The 19,172-nt window shown below is 61.8% G+C and carries 20 protein-coding genes, 1 tRNA gene and 1 riboswitch; of the genes, 12 read left to right on the plus strand and 9 right to left on the minus strand.

Annotated elements, in window-relative coordinates:
- Window positions 1–49: 49 nt before the first annotated feature.
- Complete coding sequence (locus tag AC6CH8_RS18095; protein ID WP_498191739.1) at window positions 50–967, plus strand: LysR family transcriptional regulator; 918 nt, start codon at window positions 50–52, stop codon at window positions 965–967.
- A gap of 124 nt (window positions 968–1,091) precedes the next feature.
- Entirely contained in the window at window positions 1,092–1,394 is a 303-nt protein-coding gene (locus AC6CH8_RS18100; RefSeq protein WP_498191740.1) for a hypothetical protein, read from the plus strand.
- Here AC6CH8_RS18100 and AC6CH8_RS18105 read toward each other — a convergent pair.
- Both AC6CH8_RS18105 and AC6CH8_RS18110 read right to left on the minus strand, forming a co-directional pair.
- Window positions 1,391–1,915, minus strand: coding sequence for a SixA phosphatase family protein (locus AC6CH8_RS18105; RefSeq protein WP_091465390.1), 525 nt, complete (start codon window positions 1,913–1,915; stop codon window positions 1,391–1,393). The two genes, AC6CH8_RS18100 and AC6CH8_RS18105, sit on opposite strands and share 4 nt — an antisense overlap.
- Window positions 1,916–2,234: 319 nt before the next feature.
- Window positions 2,235–3,101, minus strand: a complete 867-nt coding sequence (locus tag AC6CH8_RS18110; RefSeq protein ID WP_498191741.1) for a winged helix-turn-helix domain-containing protein — start codon at window positions 3,099–3,101, stop codon at window positions 2,235–2,237.
- Between the two features lie 675 nt (window positions 3,102–3,776).
- Here AC6CH8_RS18110 and AC6CH8_RS18115 point away from each other — a divergent pair.
- From AC6CH8_RS18115 to AC6CH8_RS18125, 3 genes are all read left to right on the plus strand, one after another.
- Window positions 3,777–4,517 (plus strand): response regulator transcription factor, encoded by a 741-nt coding sequence (locus tag AC6CH8_RS18115; protein ID WP_091465388.1) that lies wholly within the window; start codon window positions 3,777–3,779, stop codon window positions 4,515–4,517.
- A gap of 21 nt (window positions 4,518–4,538) precedes the next feature.
- Complete coding sequence (locus AC6CH8_RS18120) at window positions 4,539–6,038, plus strand: sensor histidine kinase (RefSeq protein WP_498191742.1); 1,500 nt, start codon at window positions 4,539–4,541, stop codon at window positions 6,036–6,038.
- A gap of 133 nt (window positions 6,039–6,171) precedes the next feature.
- A riboswitch (cyclic di-AMP (ydaO/yuaA leader) is annotated at window positions 6,172–6,333 on the plus strand.
- Between the two features lie 3 nt (window positions 6,334–6,336).
- Window positions 6,337–7,191 (plus strand): aggregation-promoting factor C-terminal-like domain-containing protein, encoded by an 855-nt coding sequence (locus AC6CH8_RS18125; RefSeq protein ID WP_498191743.1) that lies wholly within the window; start codon window positions 6,337–6,339, stop codon window positions 7,189–7,191.
- Window positions 7,192–7,303: 112 nt separating this feature from the next.
- On the opposite strand, the gene AC6CH8_RS18130 is transcribed toward AC6CH8_RS18125, so the two are convergent.
- The 4 genes from AC6CH8_RS18130 to upp are packed head-to-tail and all read right to left on the minus strand — an operon-like array spanning window position 7,304 to window position 10,549.
- Window positions 7,304–8,695 carry a pyridoxal phosphate-dependent decarboxylase family protein gene (locus tag AC6CH8_RS18130; protein WP_498191744.1) on the minus strand — a complete coding sequence of 464 codons (1,392 nt, stop codon included), beginning with the start codon at window positions 8,693–8,695 and terminating at the stop codon, window positions 7,304–7,306.
- Window positions 8,696–8,746: 51 nt separating this feature from the next.
- Window positions 8,747–9,445, minus strand: a complete 699-nt coding sequence (locus tag AC6CH8_RS18135) for an HAD-IA family hydrolase (protein WP_498191745.1) — start codon at window positions 9,443–9,445, stop codon at window positions 8,747–8,749.
- 45 nt (window positions 9,446–9,490) lie between these two features.
- On the minus strand, window positions 9,491–9,868 hold the full coding sequence (locus AC6CH8_RS18140; protein ID WP_026005392.1) for a VOC family protein: 378 nt from the start codon (window positions 9,866–9,868) through the stop codon (window positions 9,491–9,493).
- A 45-nt stretch (window positions 9,869–9,913) separates the two neighbouring features.
- Window positions 9,914–10,549: a uracil phosphoribosyltransferase gene (upp, locus tag AC6CH8_RS18145; protein WP_498191746.1), complete on the minus strand. Its 636-nt coding sequence runs from the start codon at window positions 10,547–10,549 to the stop codon at window positions 9,914–9,916.
- A gap of 22 nt (window positions 10,550–10,571) precedes the next feature.
- Between upp and AC6CH8_RS18150 the strand changes: the two genes are divergently transcribed.
- On the plus strand, window positions 10,572–11,084 hold the full coding sequence (locus AC6CH8_RS18150; protein WP_498191747.1) for a nucleoside deaminase: 513 nt from the start codon (window positions 10,572–10,574) through the stop codon (window positions 11,082–11,084).
- Between the two features lie 57 nt (window positions 11,085–11,141).
- On the opposite strand, the gene AC6CH8_RS18155 is transcribed toward AC6CH8_RS18150, so the two are convergent.
- From AC6CH8_RS18155 to AC6CH8_RS18165, 3 genes are all read right to left on the minus strand, one after another.
- Complete coding sequence (locus tag AC6CH8_RS18155; RefSeq protein ID WP_498191780.1) at window positions 11,142–11,972, minus strand: glycosyltransferase family 4 protein; 831 nt, start codon at window positions 11,970–11,972, stop codon at window positions 11,142–11,144.
- A 171-nt stretch (window positions 11,973–12,143) separates the two neighbouring features.
- Entirely contained in the window at window positions 12,144–12,542 is a 399-nt protein-coding gene (locus AC6CH8_RS18160) for a 6-pyruvoyl trahydropterin synthase family protein (protein WP_309075179.1), read from the minus strand.
- A gap of 3 nt (window positions 12,543–12,545) precedes the next feature.
- On the minus strand, window positions 12,546–13,547 hold the full coding sequence (locus AC6CH8_RS18165) for a zinc-dependent alcohol dehydrogenase (protein ID WP_498191748.1): 1,002 nt from the start codon (window positions 13,545–13,547) through the stop codon (window positions 12,546–12,548).
- Window positions 13,548–13,673: 126 nt separating this feature from the next.
- Between AC6CH8_RS18165 and AC6CH8_RS18170 the strand changes: the two genes are divergently transcribed.
- The 6 genes from AC6CH8_RS18170 to AC6CH8_RS18195 all read left to right on the plus strand — a co-directional run bounded on the left by AC6CH8_RS18170 (window position 13,674) and on the right by AC6CH8_RS18195 (window position 19,161).
- Window positions 13,674–13,763: transfer RNA gene (locus tag AC6CH8_RS18170), tRNA-Ser, on the plus strand.
- A gap of 504 nt (window positions 13,764–14,267) precedes the next feature.
- Window positions 14,268–15,935, plus strand: a complete 1,668-nt coding sequence (locus AC6CH8_RS18175) for a 4-alpha-glucanotransferase (RefSeq protein ID WP_498191749.1) — start codon at window positions 14,268–14,270, stop codon at window positions 15,933–15,935.
- Window positions 15,932–17,188, plus strand: a complete 1,257-nt coding sequence (locus AC6CH8_RS18180; protein ID WP_498191750.1) for a hypothetical protein — start codon at window positions 15,932–15,934, stop codon at window positions 17,186–17,188. The genes AC6CH8_RS18175 and AC6CH8_RS18180 overlap by 4 nt, the downstream gene beginning before the upstream one ends.
- The gene (locus AC6CH8_RS18185; RefSeq protein ID WP_309075175.1) at window positions 17,185–17,715 is read left to right on the plus strand and encodes a dCTP deaminase; all 531 of its coding nucleotides are present in this window, start codon (window positions 17,185–17,187) and stop codon (window positions 17,713–17,715) included. The genes AC6CH8_RS18180 and AC6CH8_RS18185 overlap by 4 nt, the downstream gene beginning before the upstream one ends.
- Window positions 17,712–18,275, plus strand: coding sequence for a dCTP deaminase (locus AC6CH8_RS18190; RefSeq protein WP_309075174.1), 564 nt, complete (start codon window positions 17,712–17,714; stop codon window positions 18,273–18,275). The genes AC6CH8_RS18185 and AC6CH8_RS18190 overlap by 4 nt, the downstream gene beginning before the upstream one ends.
- Entirely contained in the window at window positions 18,256–19,161 is a 906-nt protein-coding gene (locus AC6CH8_RS18195; protein WP_309075173.1) for a class I SAM-dependent methyltransferase, read from the plus strand. Before AC6CH8_RS18190 ends, AC6CH8_RS18195 begins: the two co-directional genes overlap by 20 nt.
- Window positions 19,162–19,172 lie beyond the last annotated feature (11 nt).

Genomic DNA, 19,172 nt, shown 5'->3' on the forward strand with positions numbered 1-19,172 from the left:
GTTGAAGCACCAGCGTTGAATTTGACATGGAACAGCGTAGATTTGCTTCATGATCGACATCTCAGCACTTAGGGCCTTGGTCGCAGTGGAGCAGCACGGTTCAGTGGTGGCGGCATCGGACGTTATGGGCTTCAGCCCTTCGGCAATTTCGCAGCAAATCAAGAAACTTGAGAAGCAGACCGGCGTCACAGTGCTGGAACGCAGCGGCCGTGGGGTGCTCCTTACAGAGCGTGGCTTGGCTCTTGCAGGTTATGGCCGGCGGATCATGGGTGAGCTCGAGGAACTGCAAGCCACCCTGCTCGCCGATCCTGCAAAGCCTTCCGGACTCCTGAGGCTCGTCGCGTTTTCCACGGCTTGCAGGGGCTTGGTGGGGCCCATGCTCGGGCGCATCGCAGCTGCCCACCCGACTCTGGGCATCACCGTACTGGCCGAGGACCCACGGGAGGCGGTGCAAAGAGTCGCCTCTGGCGAGGCCGAACTCGCGGTGGTACATAACTGGAATTCGGTACCCTTGGTGATCCCGGAGAACCTGGTGCATGAGGACCTCTGCATCGACCAAGCCGACGTCCTCGTCAACAGCACCCACGCGCTGGCGGCGAGCACCGCCGTCGAGCCTGAAGACCTTCTGGACGAGACGTGGATCAGCACCCCGGCGGGAGCCATCTGCAACGAAGCACTCCTGCAGATCTTCGCTGGCCTGGGCAAGGTCCCCGACATCCGTATTTACGACCCCGACTTCTCCACCCACATCGCCATGGTGGAACAAGGTGTGGCCGTGGCACTCGTACCGAGGCTCGGAAGACCTCCCCTTCCTGACGGAGTCGTGGCCATCCCGGTGATCCGTCCGGTCCAACAACGGTCCGTTGGTGTTGTCTACCGCAAAACGATGACAGCCAGTCCCAACATTCGACTTGCCGTGAACCTGCTGCGCGATATAGCGGCTGAGCTACCGCTGCCGCGAAGCTGACCAGGAGCGATCAACGTCACACAGGGGAACATTCGACGCCGGGAAGGGTGTTAGCTTAGGCTAACCTTACCTACCAGCGCCGCCCGGAGCGCGCGACCGTCGAAACTCTTGAAGGGGCCCACCTGTGGAAGCAATCCTCTTTCCCACGGACATGAACCACCACCACACCTATGGCTTGGTCAGTTACATCATGATCGACGACGGCCTTTATCCGAGCGCGCACAACCACCGGGATCCGTACGCGCTTCCTGCGTTCGACGTCCGCGGTCAATGGGTCTACCCCAGCCGCTACAACGAACACCTGGCTCCGCAGTTGCCGGTGTACATGTTCGACGGCGAATTCCTCATCGCAACCGGGCATGGCGAAGAAGCGGCGGGCCTGCCGGTGTTCGAGATCCGCTGCATGTGCATGCCGCAGCTGGCTTAGGGGCGCGGCACCTTGAAGTGCGTCAGCCTGGCGTCCTGGCCGTCGAGCTCAGCCCATGACTTTTCTGTTTCCATTACCGTCAACGCACTCGTTGGGTAACGGTTAGCAGCATCCATGTAAGCATCGTGGTCCGAATCGCGGGAAGCCAGGTGCATGGCAAGATCCTGAACGCCGGGCATATGGGAAATGACCATCAACGTGGTCACGGTATCGGGTACGTGGTTGATCACCGTCAACATACGATTGGCTGAGGCGGAGTACAAGCCATCCTCGAGTTTGGGCGTCGGCGCCTTGTCCCCCAACTCATCGCACACCCAAGTGCAGGTCTGACGAGTCCTCAACGCTGACGAACACAGGATGAAGTCGGGCACCACACCATGCTTGAGCAACCACTTCCCCGCCAACGGGGCCTCCCGATGCCCACGCTCCTCCAAGGGGCGCTCATGATCAGGCACTCCCATGGGCCAATCAGCCTTGGCATGCCGCATGATCACCAGGCGTTTGATGTGATGGTCACTCATAACCCAACCCTATCTGCCGCAGAGCCCAGCGGCTTCCTGCGGGCCGCCGTCACCAACTTTGAATTCGCGGCACCCTGGACACGCCGTGCGGCGGGCGTGTCCAGGGTATTTGGCGGCCAATGTGGGTGGTGGAGGCACACGGTTTCCTCGAAACTAAACGCCGAAAGGCGGCATATCCCCCAAGCGCGGTTGTCGCGCGAAGAATGAGCGCAGGCGCAAAGGGATCGTTCCGCTAAAGCGGAAGCGTCCGCCGCTGGATCACCCCACGAACACGAAAGCGCCCGCCCTTACAGGACGAGCGCTTTCGGCGTAGTGCTACTTAGATCGAGTATTCAGGTGCTGCCCAAACGATAACTTCGGGGTGCTCGTAGAAACGGTAGCCCTGGCCGCGGACCGTGCGGACCGTGTTCGCGAGGCGGCCAAGCTTGGAACGGAGGCGGCGGATGTGCACGTCGATGGTGCGCTCATTGGGCACCTCTTCGGCGTTGCGCCACAGGCCCTCAAGGAGTTCGTCGCGGCCCACGGTGCGGGTGCCGTTCTCGACCAGGTAGTTGAGGAGCTCGAATTCCTTGAACGTCAGGTTCAGCGATTCGCCGTCGAGGTGCACTTCGCGGCGGGCGAGGTCGATCAGGACGCCGGACGGACGGGCTTCCTGCTGGGGCGCCGGGCGGGCGGCTTCGGTGCGCTGGCGGGCGGCGACCGTGGGGTCGCCGAAGGTGGAACGCACGACGTCGAGTGCGGACCCGGGTGCCCCGGCGGGGGCAACTGCGACGGCGGCATAGCTCTCGGCGCCGGTCACGAGGGACTGAGCGTAAGCCCGGATTTCCTGGGCAAGCTTGGCAATGGAGGTACCGGCGGCCGCTGCGGTTTCTTCGTCAATGCCCATGTAGAGAACGAATCCGCGGGCCACATTGTCGTTGGCAACGGGGCGGAGCTTGTCCGACTGCGCAATCACCGGGGTGGGCGCAGTCATCGGCGCCGGCTCTGCTGTGGGAACAGCGCGCAGCTGGCCGTAAGAGTTGGGGTTGTAGCCCTGCGGCACGTATCCGGGAGCCTGCTGACCTGCCCCTTGCGGAGAGGGAGAGTAACCGGGGCGGTTGCCGAAGCCGGGGCGAAGCCCTGCGTTTGACGCGGCCTTGTTGGCGTTACGGACGGAGATGTGGACGTATCCAGATGCAACTGACATGGAGTGCTTACCTCAAAAGTGAATAGCCGTCATCGCGGCTTCGAATGCTGGTTGTCCCCGCAATGAGTTTGGGGATGGGCGCCCAACGCTGGGCTAGGGGGCGAATGCCTGAAACTTTTTTGGGGTGGAAAGTTAGGCTTGCATTCGACAACAGCGGTCATCATGGCCAGCGGGTGCGCTGGGCCAGGTTGCTGCGGCTGCAGGTGCTGTTGAGTTCTTGTTCACATTGGAAGTGTGCAACGTAACAAAGGCAACACGCAAGTAACAAAGCGCCGAACCGTCCACATTTTGAGACACAGAGGTCTATTGTGTCGCAAATCACAATTCAGTAGGGCCGGTAAATGAACGCCATTTCATTCGGTGTAGTCGGGAAATATTCGCCATCTACTGAATATTCTTCGGCATATCGGGGATGATGTGCATGCCCATTTCCACTAACCCTCTCTCGACGGAATCTCACGATCTGAAACACTTGTTGTCCAATCGGAGCTGATCGTCACAAGCAAATTTCAGGACAAAATCTGCTACAAGCCGTAGAACACGGCTGAACCCGGGCCGCCGGAAACCTTGGGCGCGGAAGCGTGTCCGCCAGCCCCCTCCTCGCTAGTCTGATCTCACAGCGTCTTCACAGGATGGGCAAAGCGTTGGCAAACAAGCAGAACGGAGAGTTATCCCATGGCCTCCTCGCACTCCATGACCAACAACCTTCCCGAGCTGTCCCATCCGGACGGCTCCCCCATCCGTGCCCTGGTAGTGGATGACGAACCCAGCCTCGCTGAGCTGATGAGCATGGGCCTGCGTATGGCAGGCTGGTCTGTTGCGGTCGCCGGCGATGGTCCGGAAGCAGTAAAGCTAGCCAAGGACTTCCGCCCTGACGTGCTGGTCCTGGATGTCATGCTTCCCGGATTCGACGGCGTCGAAGTCCTCAACCGCATCCGCACCTTCGCCCCGGAGGTTCCCGCCCTGTTCCTCACCGCCAAGGACGCCGTGCAGGACCGCATTGTCGGACTCGCAGCAGGCGGGGACGACTACGTCACTAAACCCTTCAGTATGGAAGAAGTCCTCCTGCGCCTCCACCGCCTGGTCCAGCGCTCGGGCGTAGCTGCCATGGACACCGCCGAGCTGGTGGTCGGCGACCTCACGCTCAACGTAGATACCCGGGAAGTAACCCGCGGCGGCCAGGATATTCCGCTCACCGCCACCCAGTTCGAGCTACTGCGGTACCTCATGGAGAACCCCAAACGAGTTGTCAGCAAAGCCCAGATCCTGGACCGTGTGTGGGATTACGACTTCGGCGGCCAGGCCAACATCGTGGAGCTCTACATCTCTTATCTGCGCAAGAAGATCGAAGCCGGCCATCCCCCGATGATCCATACCATCCGGGGTGCCGGCTACGTCATCAAGCCTGCGGACTAGCCCTTGGGCACCCTCTCGCGAATGGCCAGGAAGTCCGAAGTGTCGGCCGGACAGACTCAGCTCAGCTGGCTCAATCCCTCCACCTGGCACCTGCGTACACGCTTGGTCCTGGTGGCCATGGCACTGTTGATCGCCATTTGCGCTGCTGTGGGGGTGGTCAGCTACGCGTCCATGGACATGGTCTTCAACAGGCAGCTCGACAGGCAGTTGGAGCAGGCGTCCAGCCGCGCGAATGACTTCGGCAGGCCGCCGTCGAACTTTCCGTCATCCCCCGGCAGGCCGGATCCCTTGGAGGCGCGCGGGCAGGCGGCGGGCACGCTCAACGCGAGGATCGACGGCTCCACCGTGCGAAGCTCGGGTTTGATCGACGCCCAAGGTCACCGCGTCTCGCTCTCAGCGGACGACGAGCGGGTTCTGGTGTCGCTCCCCACGGACAACCCACCCGTGGACCGATCGCTGTCCAACGGCGATTACCGGCTGGTGGCAGTCGAAACCACTTATGGCGACGTGATTGTGACGGGCCTGCCTCTGGAGGACAAGCAGAGCGCCGAAGCCTCGCTGGTGTGGACCATGGTGCTGGTCTCGCTGGCTGGGCTGGTGGTGATCGGGCTCGTGGGAACGGTCATCATCCGCCGGACCATGCGTCCGCTTGAGCAGCTCTCCGAGGTGGCCACGAAGGTTTCGCGCCTGCCTCTCGACGCCGGTGAGGTGGCACTTGCGGTGCGCGTACCGCCGTCGGCATCCCATCCTGGAACGGAGGTGGGCAGCGTCGGCTATGCCTTGAACCAGATGCTGAACAACGTTTCGAGCGCGCTGGAAGCACGGCAGGAAAGCGAAACCAAGGTTCGCCAGTTCGTGGCCGATGCCTCGCACGAACTGCGGACTCCCCTGACCGCCATCCGGGGCTATACCGAGCTGCTGAGGATGACGGAGAACTTCACCGAGGATGGACGGAAGTCGCTGGCACGTGTCCAAAGCCAGTCCGAACGCATGACCACACTGGTGGAGGACCTTCTCCTGCTCGCTCGGCTGGATGAGGGCCAGCCCGTGAAATTTGAGGACGTGGACCTGACACAGCTCGTGATCGAAACGGTTAGTGACGAGAAAGTCATGGCACCGGACCACATCTGGCAGCTCCAGCTCCCCGATGAGCCCATCACTGTGCGCGGCGACGCCACCCAACTTCACCAGGTGCTGGCCAATTTGTTGTCCAATGCCCGCAAACACACGGATCCCGGCACCACTGTGGTCACAGGCGTCATGCTCTCCGCCGACGGCAGTGCCGTGGTGACAGTGACGGATAACGGCCCCGGAATTCCAGAAGACTTCCAAGGCCGGATCTTCTCCCGGTTTGCCCGCGCTGATGCCGCAAGATCGGGCTCTGAGGGCACCTCCGGACTCGGCTTGTCCATTGTGGAAGCCATCGTTTCAGCGCATGGCGGTAGCGTGGAAGTGACCTCGCGGCCGGGTCGCACGGAATTCACCCTCCGAATCCCTGCCGTGAGCATCGAAGGCCTATAACGAATCGGGCAAGGCGACTCACCGGCGTCGTGATCTCTGTTACCTAAATGTGACTTCTGCGGAATCCTCCTGTACCGTCGAAAGGGTGGGTCGTCCCTAGCAGGCCCACATCCGGGATGCGCCGAGCTCTGCCACTTCCCGGAGTCCGTTCTTTCTCCGAGGCAGAGACGGGGGACCCAGAGTCTCCGGGCCCAGGCCTTTTTGGCCGGCCCTTGGGGTGAAGCCGCAGCATGATGCGCGGCCGGATGACCTCATCCGAACCCGACAGCTAACTCCGCAGGCGCTGAGAGGTAATCACATGTCTGAATTTAACGATCAGACGCGCCCTTCCGCGCGTCACCGCGACGAACACAACGCACCGCTCACCAAGTCGCAGTCCGTCCTCAAGAACGCAGCCCGCCAGGGTAAGTCCGGCCACCGCATGTCCGTCGTAGCCGGTGTCGTGGCAGCTGCACTGGGCGTTGCCTCGCTCGGAACCGCCGCCAATGCCGCACTGACCCTCCCCGAGGCCAGCCGCGTAGCCGGAACCCAGTCCAGTGCGCAGGTCAACACCAACAAGTCGGCCGAGATCTCCGCCTCCCTGGATGCTGCCGCCGAAAAGGGTGCAGCCGACAGGGCCGCCGCGGTTAAGGCAACTGCTGACAAGGCTGCCGCCGAGAAGGCTGCCGCTGACCAGGCCGCAGCCGCGCAGGCCGCCGCCGAAAAGGCTGCCGCAGACCAGGCTGCCGCCCAGGCCGCAGTTGAGAAGGCTGCTGCTGACGCTGCTGCCAAGCAAGCCGCCGACGCCGCTGCTGCCGCTGCCGCCGCGGAAGCCGCAGCTGCTGCTGCCGCCCCCAAGGCCGTGGACGACCCCGCTGCTGCCAAGGCGTACGCACTGAGCATCCTTGGCAACTACGGCTGGGGCCCGGGCGAAATGACTGCCCTGAACACGCTGTGGGAGAAGGAATCGAACTGGAAGACCACGGCGATGAACGCTTCCAGCGGCGCCTACGGCATCGTCCAGTCCCTGCCTGCTTCCAAGATGGCTACCGTTGGTCCTGACTGGGAAACCAACTACCAGACCCAGATCAAGTGGGGCCTGAACTACATCAAGGAGCGCTACGGATCCCCGTCCGCCGCTCTGGGCTTCCACTTGGCCAACAACTGGTACTAAGCCAGACTGCTTGATTGCCGCGCCCGTTGCCGCCGTTCGCACCAGTACCCACTGGAGCGGATGGCGGGAACGGGCGCGGCTTTGCCGTTTCACAGGTGCGTGCCGAAGAACGCTATGCCTCCGGTTCGGCCTCCACCGCTCCCCGCACGGCTGCGATGGACGCGGCGACATCCCCGGCGTCCGTAGTCCAATTGCTCACCGAAATCCGTAAGATCTCGCGGCCACGCCACGACGAACCGGACATCCAGACCGCGCCCTCTGCCATGAGCCGCTGGGTGATCCGGTGCGTACGGTCATCGCTTCCGAAACTCACCGAGACCTGCGTGAACACGACGTCGTTGAGCACCTCCACACCAGGGATCGAGGACAGTCCTTCAGCCAAAGCACGGGCATTTGCTGCCAGGCGCTCAACCATGGAAATCACGCCGTCCCGGCCGAGCTGCCTGAGTGCGGCCCAGACCGGAATGCCCCGGGCGCGGCGGGACATCTCCGGAACTTTCTCGAAAGGATCCCCAGGCCCGGCATCCGTGGCAATGAGGTAACTCGTGTGAACGCTGAAGGCACGCCTCAAGGCTTCCGGGCGTGCCACTATTGCCAGGCCACAGTCGTAAGGGACATTCAGGGTCTTGTGGGCATCCGTTGCCCACGAATCTGCGTCTTCCACACCCGCCAACCGGCCTCGCAGCTTCGGGCTCACGGCCGCCCACAAACCAAAGGCACCATCAACGTGCACCCACGCGCCGCGATCGTGTGCCACAGCTATGGCTTCCTCCATGGGATCAAATGCTCCGGAGTGGAGGTTGCCGGCTTGCAGGCAGACCAACGATGGCCCCGGTTGCTGATCCATGGCATCAGCAAGGGCGTCGGGGAAGATCCGGCCTTCGTCATCGGCGTCTACCGGAACACAGGCGCCCAAACCGAGGTATCGCAATGCCAGATCCACTGCGGCATGCCGTTCCCGGCCGGCAAAGGTTGTGATGCGCGGTGCGCCGCTGAGGCCGAGCGCTTCGAGGTCCCATCCGGCCTCGTCCATCAGGTATTGGCGGCCAGCTGCCAACCCCACGAAGTTAGCGGTTGTGGCACCCGTGGTGAATCCGACGTCGGCAGTCGCGGTCAGGTGCAGGAGGTCCAAAAGCCAGGCGGCGGCCGATTCCTCGATGGCAGCGGCGGCGGGAGTGGCGAATCGGAGCCCGGTGTTTTGGTCCCAGGCAGAGACGAGCCAATCGGCAGCCATGGCGGCGGGCAAAGTTCCGCCCATGACCCACCCAAAAAACCGTCCGGACTGGATCGCCATCAAGCCGGGCTCAGCCAGCGCGGCCAGCTCGTCCACTACCTCCGCGGCATCGGTTGCTCCGTCGGGGAGACGCGGCAGGATGCTCTTGGCCACCTGGTCGGCGTCGGATGAAGGGCGGACAGAACGGGTGGGAACCGACGCAAGCCACTCACCGGCGTGGACCATGGCCCGCTCCAATGCAGCACCGTACGCCTCCGGCATCGCAGACATGCGCACAGCCTACGCCCGGTTCACCGCTTGGAACAGACCGCGCAGAAAGGGCTAAAGGGTCAGCGTCAGGAGGTGACCGCCGTCGTCGTCCGTCACAGCGGTGATGGTCACTGCTGAGTAATCCGGAATCCGCCACATGCCCGGCTCCAGCTCCGCATTGTGCCTGGCAGCGGCCTTGCCCACCACAACGGTCCGCATGCCGGCGGCGCGCGCGGCAGCGATACCGGCAGGGGCGTCTTCAAAAACCACGACGTCGGCCGGGTCGGCTCCCAGGAGCGCCGCCGCCTTCAGGTACCCCTCAGGGTGCGGCTTACCGCGGGTGACGGACTCAGCAGTGACTGTTGTTGATGGCATGGTGAGCCCGGCCGCCTGCATGCGGATATCTGCCAGGATGCGGTCTGCGGAGGTGACCAACGCGATGGCGTCATCGGGCAGCCGCGCCAGCAGGGCTTCTGCTCCGGGAAGCGCAATGACGCCATCGGTCCGGGAGCGTTCCATCTCGCCGAGCTCGGCCGTCAGTGCCTCGAAATCAGCGCCAGCGGGAGCATACCGGCGAACAGTATCGCCGGCCTGGACGCCGTGGGAAGTGCGCAGGATCTCATTGAAATCCAAGCCGTAGCGCTCGGCGAACTCGAGCCAGACTTGCTCAACGATCGCTGTTGAATCCACCAGTGTGCCGTCCATGTCGAAGAGGACGGCACGGACGTTCAGCACTGATGGTTGGGAGGCGGGTTCGGCAGGATGGCTCATGGTTCCATCCTGCCGCACACTCATGCGGTGGTGCTGAAGTGTGACTTAGCCGTTCGGCCGCTGCGGAAGGTACTGCACCGCCCACTTGTTGCCGTCGGGGTCCGCGAAGTAAACGAAGTGGCCCCAATCCTGAACGTCAATATCGCTGACGTCCACGCCGTTGGCCTTGAGCTGCTCATGCGCCTTGTTGATGTCCGCCACCACCACTTGGAGGCTTGGCGCTGTCCCGGGAGGGGCATCGCTGAGGCCCTCCCCAATGGCGATGGAACACGCCGAACCCGGCGGTGTCAGCTGCACGAAACGGATGCCGTCCATGGGACGCTCATCGAAATCGGCGTTGAAACCAACCTTGTTGACATAGAAATCCTTCGCGCGGTCGACGTCGGACACAGGGACAAACACCAGTTCAAGTTTCCAGTCCATGCGCCACAGGCTAACGGGGCACGTGGGAAACCGGTAGGGGGCTCCCTAAACTGCGACGCCGTAGAGGCGGTCGCCGGCGTCGCCCAGGCCTGGCACGATGTAGGACTTTTCGTTGAGCTTTTCGTCAATCGAGGCCAGGACGATTTTCACGTTGGCGTCGGAGAGCTCTTCTTCCAGCTTGGACAGCCCCTCCGGAGCAGCAAGCAGGCAGATGCAGGTAACGTCCGAGGCGCCGCGCTTGAAGAGGAACTTGATGGCCTCGCGCAGGGTGCCGCCGGTGGCGAGCATGGGGTCCAGGACGAAGATCTGCCGGCCGGTGAGGTCCTCAGGGAGCCGCTCGGCGTAGGTGATGATGTCCAGGGTTTCTTCATCACGGGCCATGCCCAGGAAGCCCACCTCGGCGGTAGGGACCAGCTTGGTCATGCCCTCCAGCATGCCGAGGCCGGCGCGCAGAATCGGGACTACCAGCGGAGTGGGCTTGGTGAAAGCCGTGCCCACGGTTCTTGTCACGGGGGTCTCGATCTCGACTGGCTGCGTCTTGACCTCGCGGGTGGCTTCGTAGGCCAGGAGGGTGACGAGTTCTTCAGTGAGTTGCCGGAAGACCGGTGAAGGGGTGTTCTTATCCCGCAGAACGGTGAGCTTGTGAGCGACCAGCGGGTGGTCCACGACGAGTGTGCGCATCCCCCAAAACTATCATTGAGACATGAGCGCCACCGAGCCGTATCACGCAGAACACATGGCCTGGATGGGCCTTGCCCTGGACGAGGCCCGGTTGGCGCTGAAAACTGACGACGTACCGATCGGTGCCGTGGTGTTGGGGCCCGACGGCGGGGTGCTGGGTTCCGGACGCAACGAACGGGAAGCGCTGGGAGACCCGACGGCCCACGCGGAGGTGGTGGCTATTCGTCAGGCTGCTGCTTCGCTGCGTCAGCGCGCTCACGATGCGGGTTCCGATGGAGACGGTTGGAGGCTTGAGGACTGCACTTTGGTGGTCACCCTTGAACCCTGCGCCATGTGTGCCGGGGCCATCGTCCTGGCTCGTATTCCCCGCGTCGTGTTTGGCGCGTGGGACGAGAAGGCCGGAGCGGTGGGTTCTGTGTTCGATATCCTCCGCGAGCGCAGGCTCAACCATTGGGTGGAGGTCTACGCCGGAATCCGCGAGGAGGAATGTGCGGCGCTGCTGAGGGGCTTCTTCGCAACGCACCGCGTGCCCTGACTCCCCCGCGAGTTGGCATTTAATGCCGATCCGGGTGCCCGGGATGGGCTTTTACTGTCACCTCGGTGGGCTTTGGAGGGCCTCCAGAACGGCGACGGCAGTGGTGTCCCAGCCTTGGAGATGCTCCCGGGCCGTGAGGGCTCTGCTGCGCCATCGTTCTTGGAGTGCGTGATCGGAGAGCCAGGTCCGGAGGGTGCTGGCGAGGGTGCCAGGGTCACTGAGATGCAGGGCCGCGCCCGCCCCTGTGTCACCCAGTGCTTCCACTGCGCCGGTCCCCCGCCGCACAAGCACGGGGATGCCATGAGCCAACGATTCCGTGACGGACATCCCGAAGCTTTCGGAGCGTGAAATCAGAACACTCAGGTCTGCCCTGTGCCATTGCTCTTCGAGGGCATCGCCGGTCAGCTCGCCAGTGATGCTGATTCGGTTTTCGAGACCGTAACGCTCGACGGCGGCCCTCACCTCGGCCGCATAGCTCGGATCAGCGTCGTGGGAGCCTATGAGAGCTGCGGTCCAAGCGAGATCCTGTAACCGGCTGAGCGCCTCTACCAGGAGTGTTTGGCACTTGTTGGGCAGCAACGCGGCAACCGCCACGATGTGCTGTGGTTCGGATCCTTCTGCGGGGTTTGCCCGCTCAGCACCGGGCGTAGCGACGATGATGTACGGCGTCCCATGCCTGGCTCGCAGTTCCCCGGCGGCGTGGGCGCTCGGACAAATGATCCCGGTTGCTGCAGCCAGCGCCTTCGCCTCAAGGTCATGGTGGTCCGCCAACGCCATGTGCGACAGAATCCAGACCTTCGTCCCGGCATTGACCGCGGCGGCGATCTCGTCCGGCGCCCCACTCGCTACCAAGCCGTCGGCAATCACTGTTGTGCCGCCGTCGAGCATGTCAGCGAACCGCTGCCGGTCCATGGGGCTGCCAACCGGCCAATCGCCGTCGACCGTCACTATCTCAACGTTGACTCCGAGGGCACTCAAATGCTCCGCGAGCTTGGCGTTGTATTTGTTGCCGCCGGAACCGTGCTGGACGTTCCCAGGGACCAGGAAGCGGATGTGCACTTACTTGACCGGGAGCTCCAGCGAGTAGCCCGCCCAGGCGTCAGGGTTCTCGCGGAGGACGACGTCGATGCCAGTGAGGGCCGGACCGTCCGCCGTGTCCTGGATTTGGGCGGCCATGGCGTCGGCGATGTGCTTCGCGAGAGCCTCCGTGGTGGAGAGCTTGCCCTTGAAGGCAGGGTGTTCGTCGAGGTTCTTGTAGTTCAGGTCGGCGAGCACTTCCTCAAGGATGCCGCCGGCGGCACCTATGTCCAGGACGATTGCGTCGTCGTTGAGGTTGGGCCGGCGGAAGGTGACTTCAGCAACGAACGTGGCACCGTGGAGGCCCTGGGCTGGGCCAAACGCTTCGCGGGGAAGGCTGTGGGCGACCATGAAGTGGCGTCGGACGGTCAGGCTGAACATGAATTAATCCTCCGGGTTGGGGTACGCGACCACATGGCAGAAACCGCCGGGCCGTTCGAACAATTTTGTGAGTGTGGTGGGCAGGTTCCTGAACAGGCATTCGCTGGTCAGGAACGTGTCGAACAGCGGATCCCTTAATTCGAGTGCCGCCTGTTCCAAGCGCTGGGCGTTGGTTCGCCGGTGCCGTCTGGGCAGGGCGACAGCACCAACTTGGCTGGAACGGATGTTCAGCCTGCGGGCATGGAAGTCCTCGCCGAGTGGCAGGGTGACTTCTTTGTCGGCAAACCAGGAAAGTTCAATGACATCGGAGTCGTCGCCGGCCAGCTGGAGGCTCAACTTGAGGCCCTCATTGGAGGCGGAGCAGTGGAAGACGATGTCGTTGTCGTCCTTCGCTTCCTCGGGCTCGGCGAATTCGATGCTGAGCTTTTCGGCGAGGTTTCGCTTCTCCGGATCCGCGTCAACCAGTTGCAGTCGACCGAGCGGATAGTTCCGCAGGAGCGTCGCCAGAACACCACCCACCAAACCACCACCGACGACGGCGACACGGTCGCCCAGCCTCGGTCCGGCTTCCCAAAGGGCATTGATGGCCACCTCAACGATGCCCGTGAGGACAGCCCGCCGAGCTGGTACGTCCTCCGGAATTGCGGTGAGTTGGCTGGCGGGGATCACATAGTAGTCCTGGTGTGGGTGCAGGCTGAAGACCGTTTTTCCCCGCCATTCGTCCGGGCCTTCTTCAACAATGCCGACGTTCAGGTAGCCGTATTTGACGGGTCCCGGGAAGTCGCCTTCCTGGTGCGGGGCCTGCATCAGGTCAGCCACTCGCTCCGGAACGCGGCCCTCGTGGACAACACGCTCAGTGCCGCGGCTGACACCCGAATACAGGGTCCTGACCAGGGCTTCACCTTCTTGCCTTGCTGGCAGGGCCTCTGGGCGCAGCTCGCCATCGCCCGTCTCCGTGACCCAATAGGCCTGGGCTTCGTGTTCTTGTTCATGCGAGATAGTCATGGTGCTTACGAATCTATCGGTGGGGGGCTGTTGACGGAAGTTGGCTGTGTTTTACTTGTTCCTCGCGCGGCTCCACGCGGCCTCGTTTTGGGGAACAGGGCTCAACTCCGGTACCCTATTTCAGTTGGTGACGTGTCCGAGCGGCCGAAGGTGCAACACTCGAAATGTTGTTTGGTGTAAAAGCCAACGTGGGTTCAAATCCCACCGTCACCGCCAATGAGAAAGGCCCTGCTTCCCTTTGTTTATGAGGGAAGCAGGGCCTTTTGCTTTGCCGGAATCAGGTCCAGTAGCCATTCAGCAACGTCACCACTAATGCCGGGCGCGAGTAGCGCACTGACGTCGAGCGCCCACGGCCAGAGACGCGCCCCCCGCACCCCAGCCTCGATTTCCTCGAACGGTTTACCACTCAGTCCCGCCACTCCCAACGGGGATCAGGGAACCGAAGTGTACATGCTTTTTTGGATATGAGAGTGTCATATCAAAAGTTAGTCAATTCCATTGACTAACCCAGTAAAGCTCTCCTAGCCTTCCTCAGAAGGGTTTCATGGCTTTCGTCAACGGGTAGGAGCGACATGATAGGCGTGAGGGACCACACCGGCTTAAAGCGAGAGCAGGTGCAACGGCAGTTCTTCCCGTCTATGTGGATTCGCACACCGCCCCTTACTGTTCGTCACGCCGTCGGCATCATGCCTGGCCCGCGAAGTGGACGGAGACTCACTGGTGATTCCTGAATCCGCGGTACAGAGGGAATATGAGAACCGCTACGGTGATCAAGTCGAGGTACCCGTTGCGGTGCAGCACACCGTAAGCCAATTGCTCAATGATGCCTGTAGTGACATCACGCCCTTTGACTTGGGGCCCAAAGCTGACGACCCGCCATTGGCACGACGTCGACGATGGGGTGTGCACCTGCAGTTGGCTCCCCTCGTTGACGATTCCACGTGGGGAATCGGCGACTACGGATCTCTCGTTCGTCTGGGACAGGAGGTGGTCACGCATGGCGCCGACTTCGTGGCCATCGGCCCTACCAACTGGGAGTCGATACTTCCTGATGGTGGACTTGATCCTTCTCCCTACTCACCGGTGAGTCGCCTGCTGTATAGCCTGCTGCATGTTGAGGTGACGACCGTGGCCGGATGGTCCTCAATCCCGCCAGCTGACCGCAAGGAGCTATCCCGCCGCGGTGCTCAACTAAATGCAGGCTCCGCGGCAAGTCGCGATGACTTGGATGTATTGAAACTCAAGGCCGAGGCATTGCGACTCATCTTTGCGCATTACGAGCCCCCGGTATCCGGGATTGATCCACACTCATCGGATGGCATGCTGGCCTCCGCACTCGTGCAGTACCTACAAGAAAGAGGTGTCGCTGCACACTACTTCGGCACGCTTGACGAAAAGCAACACGTCGAATTCCTGGTTTGGTTACAGCACGTTGTCCTGGGTGAACTCACTGCTGCTCACGAGGAGCTCCGCGCGGCCGGCATGGATATCGGAATTATTGCAGATCTTCAGGTTGGTGCCTCTCAAGACGGGATCGACCACGAAGTTTTCCCTGGGTGCTATTCCCGTACATTGAGCATCGGTACCCCACCGGACGACTACGTTCCAGATGGACAGAATTGGCGACTCGCCTTTCCCGTGCCGCATGGTGATCAACACCGTCCCTGCGCTCAGACGTTGGCTTTAGCCACCGCCGTGGTACCGGTCGGGGGCGTCCGCATAGACCACGTGTTGGGAATACAACGACTATGGGCACGCCTCCCGGACGGGGCCGGGACCTACGTCCACTTCGATGTTGGGGCCCAAATGGAATCCATCCGCGAGCTCGTTGACCGGGGAAAGTTGGTGGTCGGGGAGGATCTCGGCAATGTTCCAGACGGTTTGCGCGAAGTGCTTGCTGAGAGTGGCGTGTACGGCACCGATGTAGTTTGGTGGACCCGCGGCAGCGACGGATCGCTACGGACAGGTCTCACCACCGAAGGCCGTGAGCAATCGATGTTGCTGATTGCCTTCCACGACACGAGTTCCACGGCCTGTTTCATCACCGGCGAGGATTTACGCCTACTGGACAGCATTGGTCGGTTGGGAAGGGACCTCACGCAGGCGGAGAAGCAGCGATTCAGCGACCTCGCCGAGTTTGGGGTTGGACCAAACAATGATGTCGAGGACGCGCTGCTCTCGATCTATACTTTTGCGTTCTCCTCACGACCAGAGCTCGTCAGCATCTACTACCCAGACCTTCTTGGTCTTGATTGCACTGAGAACGTACCTGGTACCGGTCCCGAGGACCATCCAAACTGGGTGCTTACCTACGGCGATCCAGATCTGAGCATTGAAGAGCAACTAGGCGGAAAGTTGGCCCGTCAGCTGCTCGCCCTCAAACGATGAAGATTCGCGACCGCGGCTTTGTGCCCTTGGTGATCACGCAGGCTGCGTCGAACGTCTGCACCAGCACGAACACGTTTATTGTCATTTGGCTCTTGAGCACGCCCTCGCTACCCACTCTCCTCCTCGGAGTGAATCAAGGCGTATTCCTGGCCACACTCATGCTCGGCACCCGTCTCAATCCGCTGGTCGTTAACTGGCTCGGACTGCGGCGCAGCACTCTCTTGCTGCTCCTGCTCGAGGGGCTCGGATTGGCTGGCCTTGGAGTTTGGATCGCCGGGAAGGCAACGCCCGAACCCAGCTTTCATGATGCTGTCGGCATTGTGGTGCTCGCCGGTATCACGACTTTTGCGGGCGGCCTGAACGGGCCATCTTGGGTCACAATTGTGGCCCGGTGGGGAGGCGACCCGGCAGGACGATCACGGCGTCTGATGGCCGACAGCGCGGCGTTCCAGTTCGCGGCGGCTGTCGGGCCCCTGGTCGGCTCAATCTTCGTCAGCAGCGCTTCACTCCTCTGGTTGCTGCCATGCCTAAACATGGCAACGAATGCGGCGGCGGCCGCCGTCGTCGGTTGGGGTACACGTCGGTACCCCCTTACCGCGGCCACGTTGCCGGAGGAATCACACTGCGCCGAGGCCAGCCCCGCGCGAGCCAACGCAGACGACTCTTGGAAACCGAACCAAGGAGGTTTGCTGATAAGTGTTCGGTCGCTGCCGCTGCTCACTTTGCTCGTACTTGCCGCATTTGCCGATCCACTACGAACCGTCTTACCTCTAATTGTGCGGGAGGCGGGGGGCGCGGCGGGGACCCTCGCTTCTACGTCGGCTGCGCTGGCGGTGGCCGCCGCTCTGGCAACGGCGCTGGCCTCTGATAGCGTCTGGGCAATCCGGATAAGCGATTGGATGCGGGCTGGCGGAACCTTCTTAGTACTCAGTCTCGGTGCGTTGACATGGCTGCTCGGGGGCAGCACCGTCGCTTTCGTCGCGGGAGCGCTTCTGCTCGGGCTAGGGTCCTCCACGCTCTACGGTCAGTTTATGGCCGCTGCTTCCGAGGCCGACCAAGCCGAGGGCCGGGAGACGCGCTATGTTGCCGACGCCATCTTGCTCCGAGCTCTGATCTCATCTCTCTGCGCATTCATACTTACCAGCGGTTGGGGGGACACGGCACGCGTGGCCGTCATCGTCGGAGCCTCAGCGCTGTCAGTGATGGGCGTCTACGCCGTTGGCCGGAGCATTCAACGGAGGCTCACCTCATGATTCTCACCGCCAACGAGATCCGCACCCAAGTAGAGGGAGGCAATATCACTATCTCCCCCTTCGAATCTGCGATGCTCAACCCGAACAGCTACAACTACCACCTAGGCCCTACGTTGCGCGTCTACCCGCCGGGTGTTCACGACTCCCTGCGTCCGCCGTCGCCCGAGGAAGTCGTCATTCCTGCAGAAGGTCTGGTTCTACAGCCGCGGCAGCTCTACATTGGCAACACCGTAGAACGCATCGGGAGTTCTTGTTACGTCCCTTCACTGATCGGTCGATCCAGCCTTGGCCGACTTGGGATGTATCTGCAACTGTCTGCAGACCTGGGCAACCTAGGCGCGTCACACCAGTGGACTCTCGAGATCACCGTCGTTCAACCTCTGCGTGTGTATCCAGGGATGGCGTGTGGGCAGGTCTCGTTCTGGGTTCCACTCGGAGACGTGTCCCTGTACGAGGGACTTCTAGGGACGTTGTCCCCGCCCACTGTGCCCTCGGCCACCACGATGAGGAAGGCGTTCGACCGATGATTCTCACAGGACCTGCGATCGAGCAGGAAGTACGCGACGGGACGATTCGAATTGCGCCCTTTGCGGCGAACCAAGTCAATCCCAACAGCTACGACTTGCGATTGGCACCTCAGCTCCTCGTGTATCGCGACCGACTGCTTGATGTTGCGCAGGATAACCCGGTGGACAAGATCACAATCGGCCCTGACGGCGTGGTCCTGCAGCCGGACCGCATCTACCTGGGTGGCAGCATCGAGCACGTCGGCAGCGACCATTACGTGCCGATAGTACGAGCAAAATCAAGCATCGCTCGCCTTGGCCTGTTCGTCCACGTGACAGCTGATCTGATCGACCTGGGATCGCACGGTCCTACCACCTTTCAACTGCACTCGGTTCTGCCGCTGCGCGTGTACCCCCACATGCGGATTGCACAAGTCACCTATTGGGTTCCGAGAGGAAGGATCGAACTTTACGACGGCAAATACAGCCTTGCCAAAGCGCCAATGGCCTCACAGGCCTACCGCGATTTCACCACAACAGGAACCGAGGAGAACACCGTTGATGACAAATCAAACCGTTGACAATGAGGAACGTGCCCGTTACTGGATGTCTGTGCTGGGAGATGACTACCTCCGCAGCCATTTCAGCACCGATCAACCACTGGCGATCCAGCAGTTGACGCATAATCGCTACCGAACCAACCCCCGTACCCTTGTGGACCATACCTTGGCCTGTCTTGATCTCGACGGTACTGAGGCGGTCCTCGACGTCGGGTGCGGCAACGGATTTGTCTTGCGGGATGTCGCGTCGCGAATGCGCTATCCCGGGAATATCACAGCTATAGACCAGTCGGCGGAGATCCTCAACGTCGCGAAGGAGAATGTGAACTTCACTTGGGTTCCGGTGGATTACATCAATGGCGACGCCCGGCAATTGGATACCCTGATCGAGACGCAGTTCGACTGCGTCATGGCCAATTTCCTCTTTCACTACATTGATAACCCGGCTCAGATGGTGAGCCAGTTGCGAAGGGCCACCGCCGAGGACGGGCTGACCGTAGTGACTGTTGAGGGTCTGGACTCGATGCCCGAAATGTACCAGCTGCATGAAGAGGCGATGCACGCGGTGGGCATTCCCGCAGACGTTATCGAGCGTGCGCCGAAAGGCCGACGCGGCACCCTGTCACCGCATAACGGCAGGGCCATACTGGAGCAGGAGTTTCCCCACGTGGCTGAGCACCCCTATGAGGACTGGTTACGCTTCGACGAAGCACGGCCCTTCATGGAGTTCTATGCCTCGGGTCACCGGTACGCAGGTTTGGAGAAGGTCGCCGGGGATAGCGTCAGCGAGGAGCAGTTCACAGCACTGTTCCTCGACGTGCAACGGCGGGTCGAGGAGATTATCGACCAGCAGGGGTTCTTTCGGTTGTCCAAGGTGAACGTCGTATTCGTGGCCCGGGCCTCATGACCGCAAGAGTT

The sequence above is a fragment of the Paenarthrobacter sp. GQ52 genome, assembly GCF_059759005.1.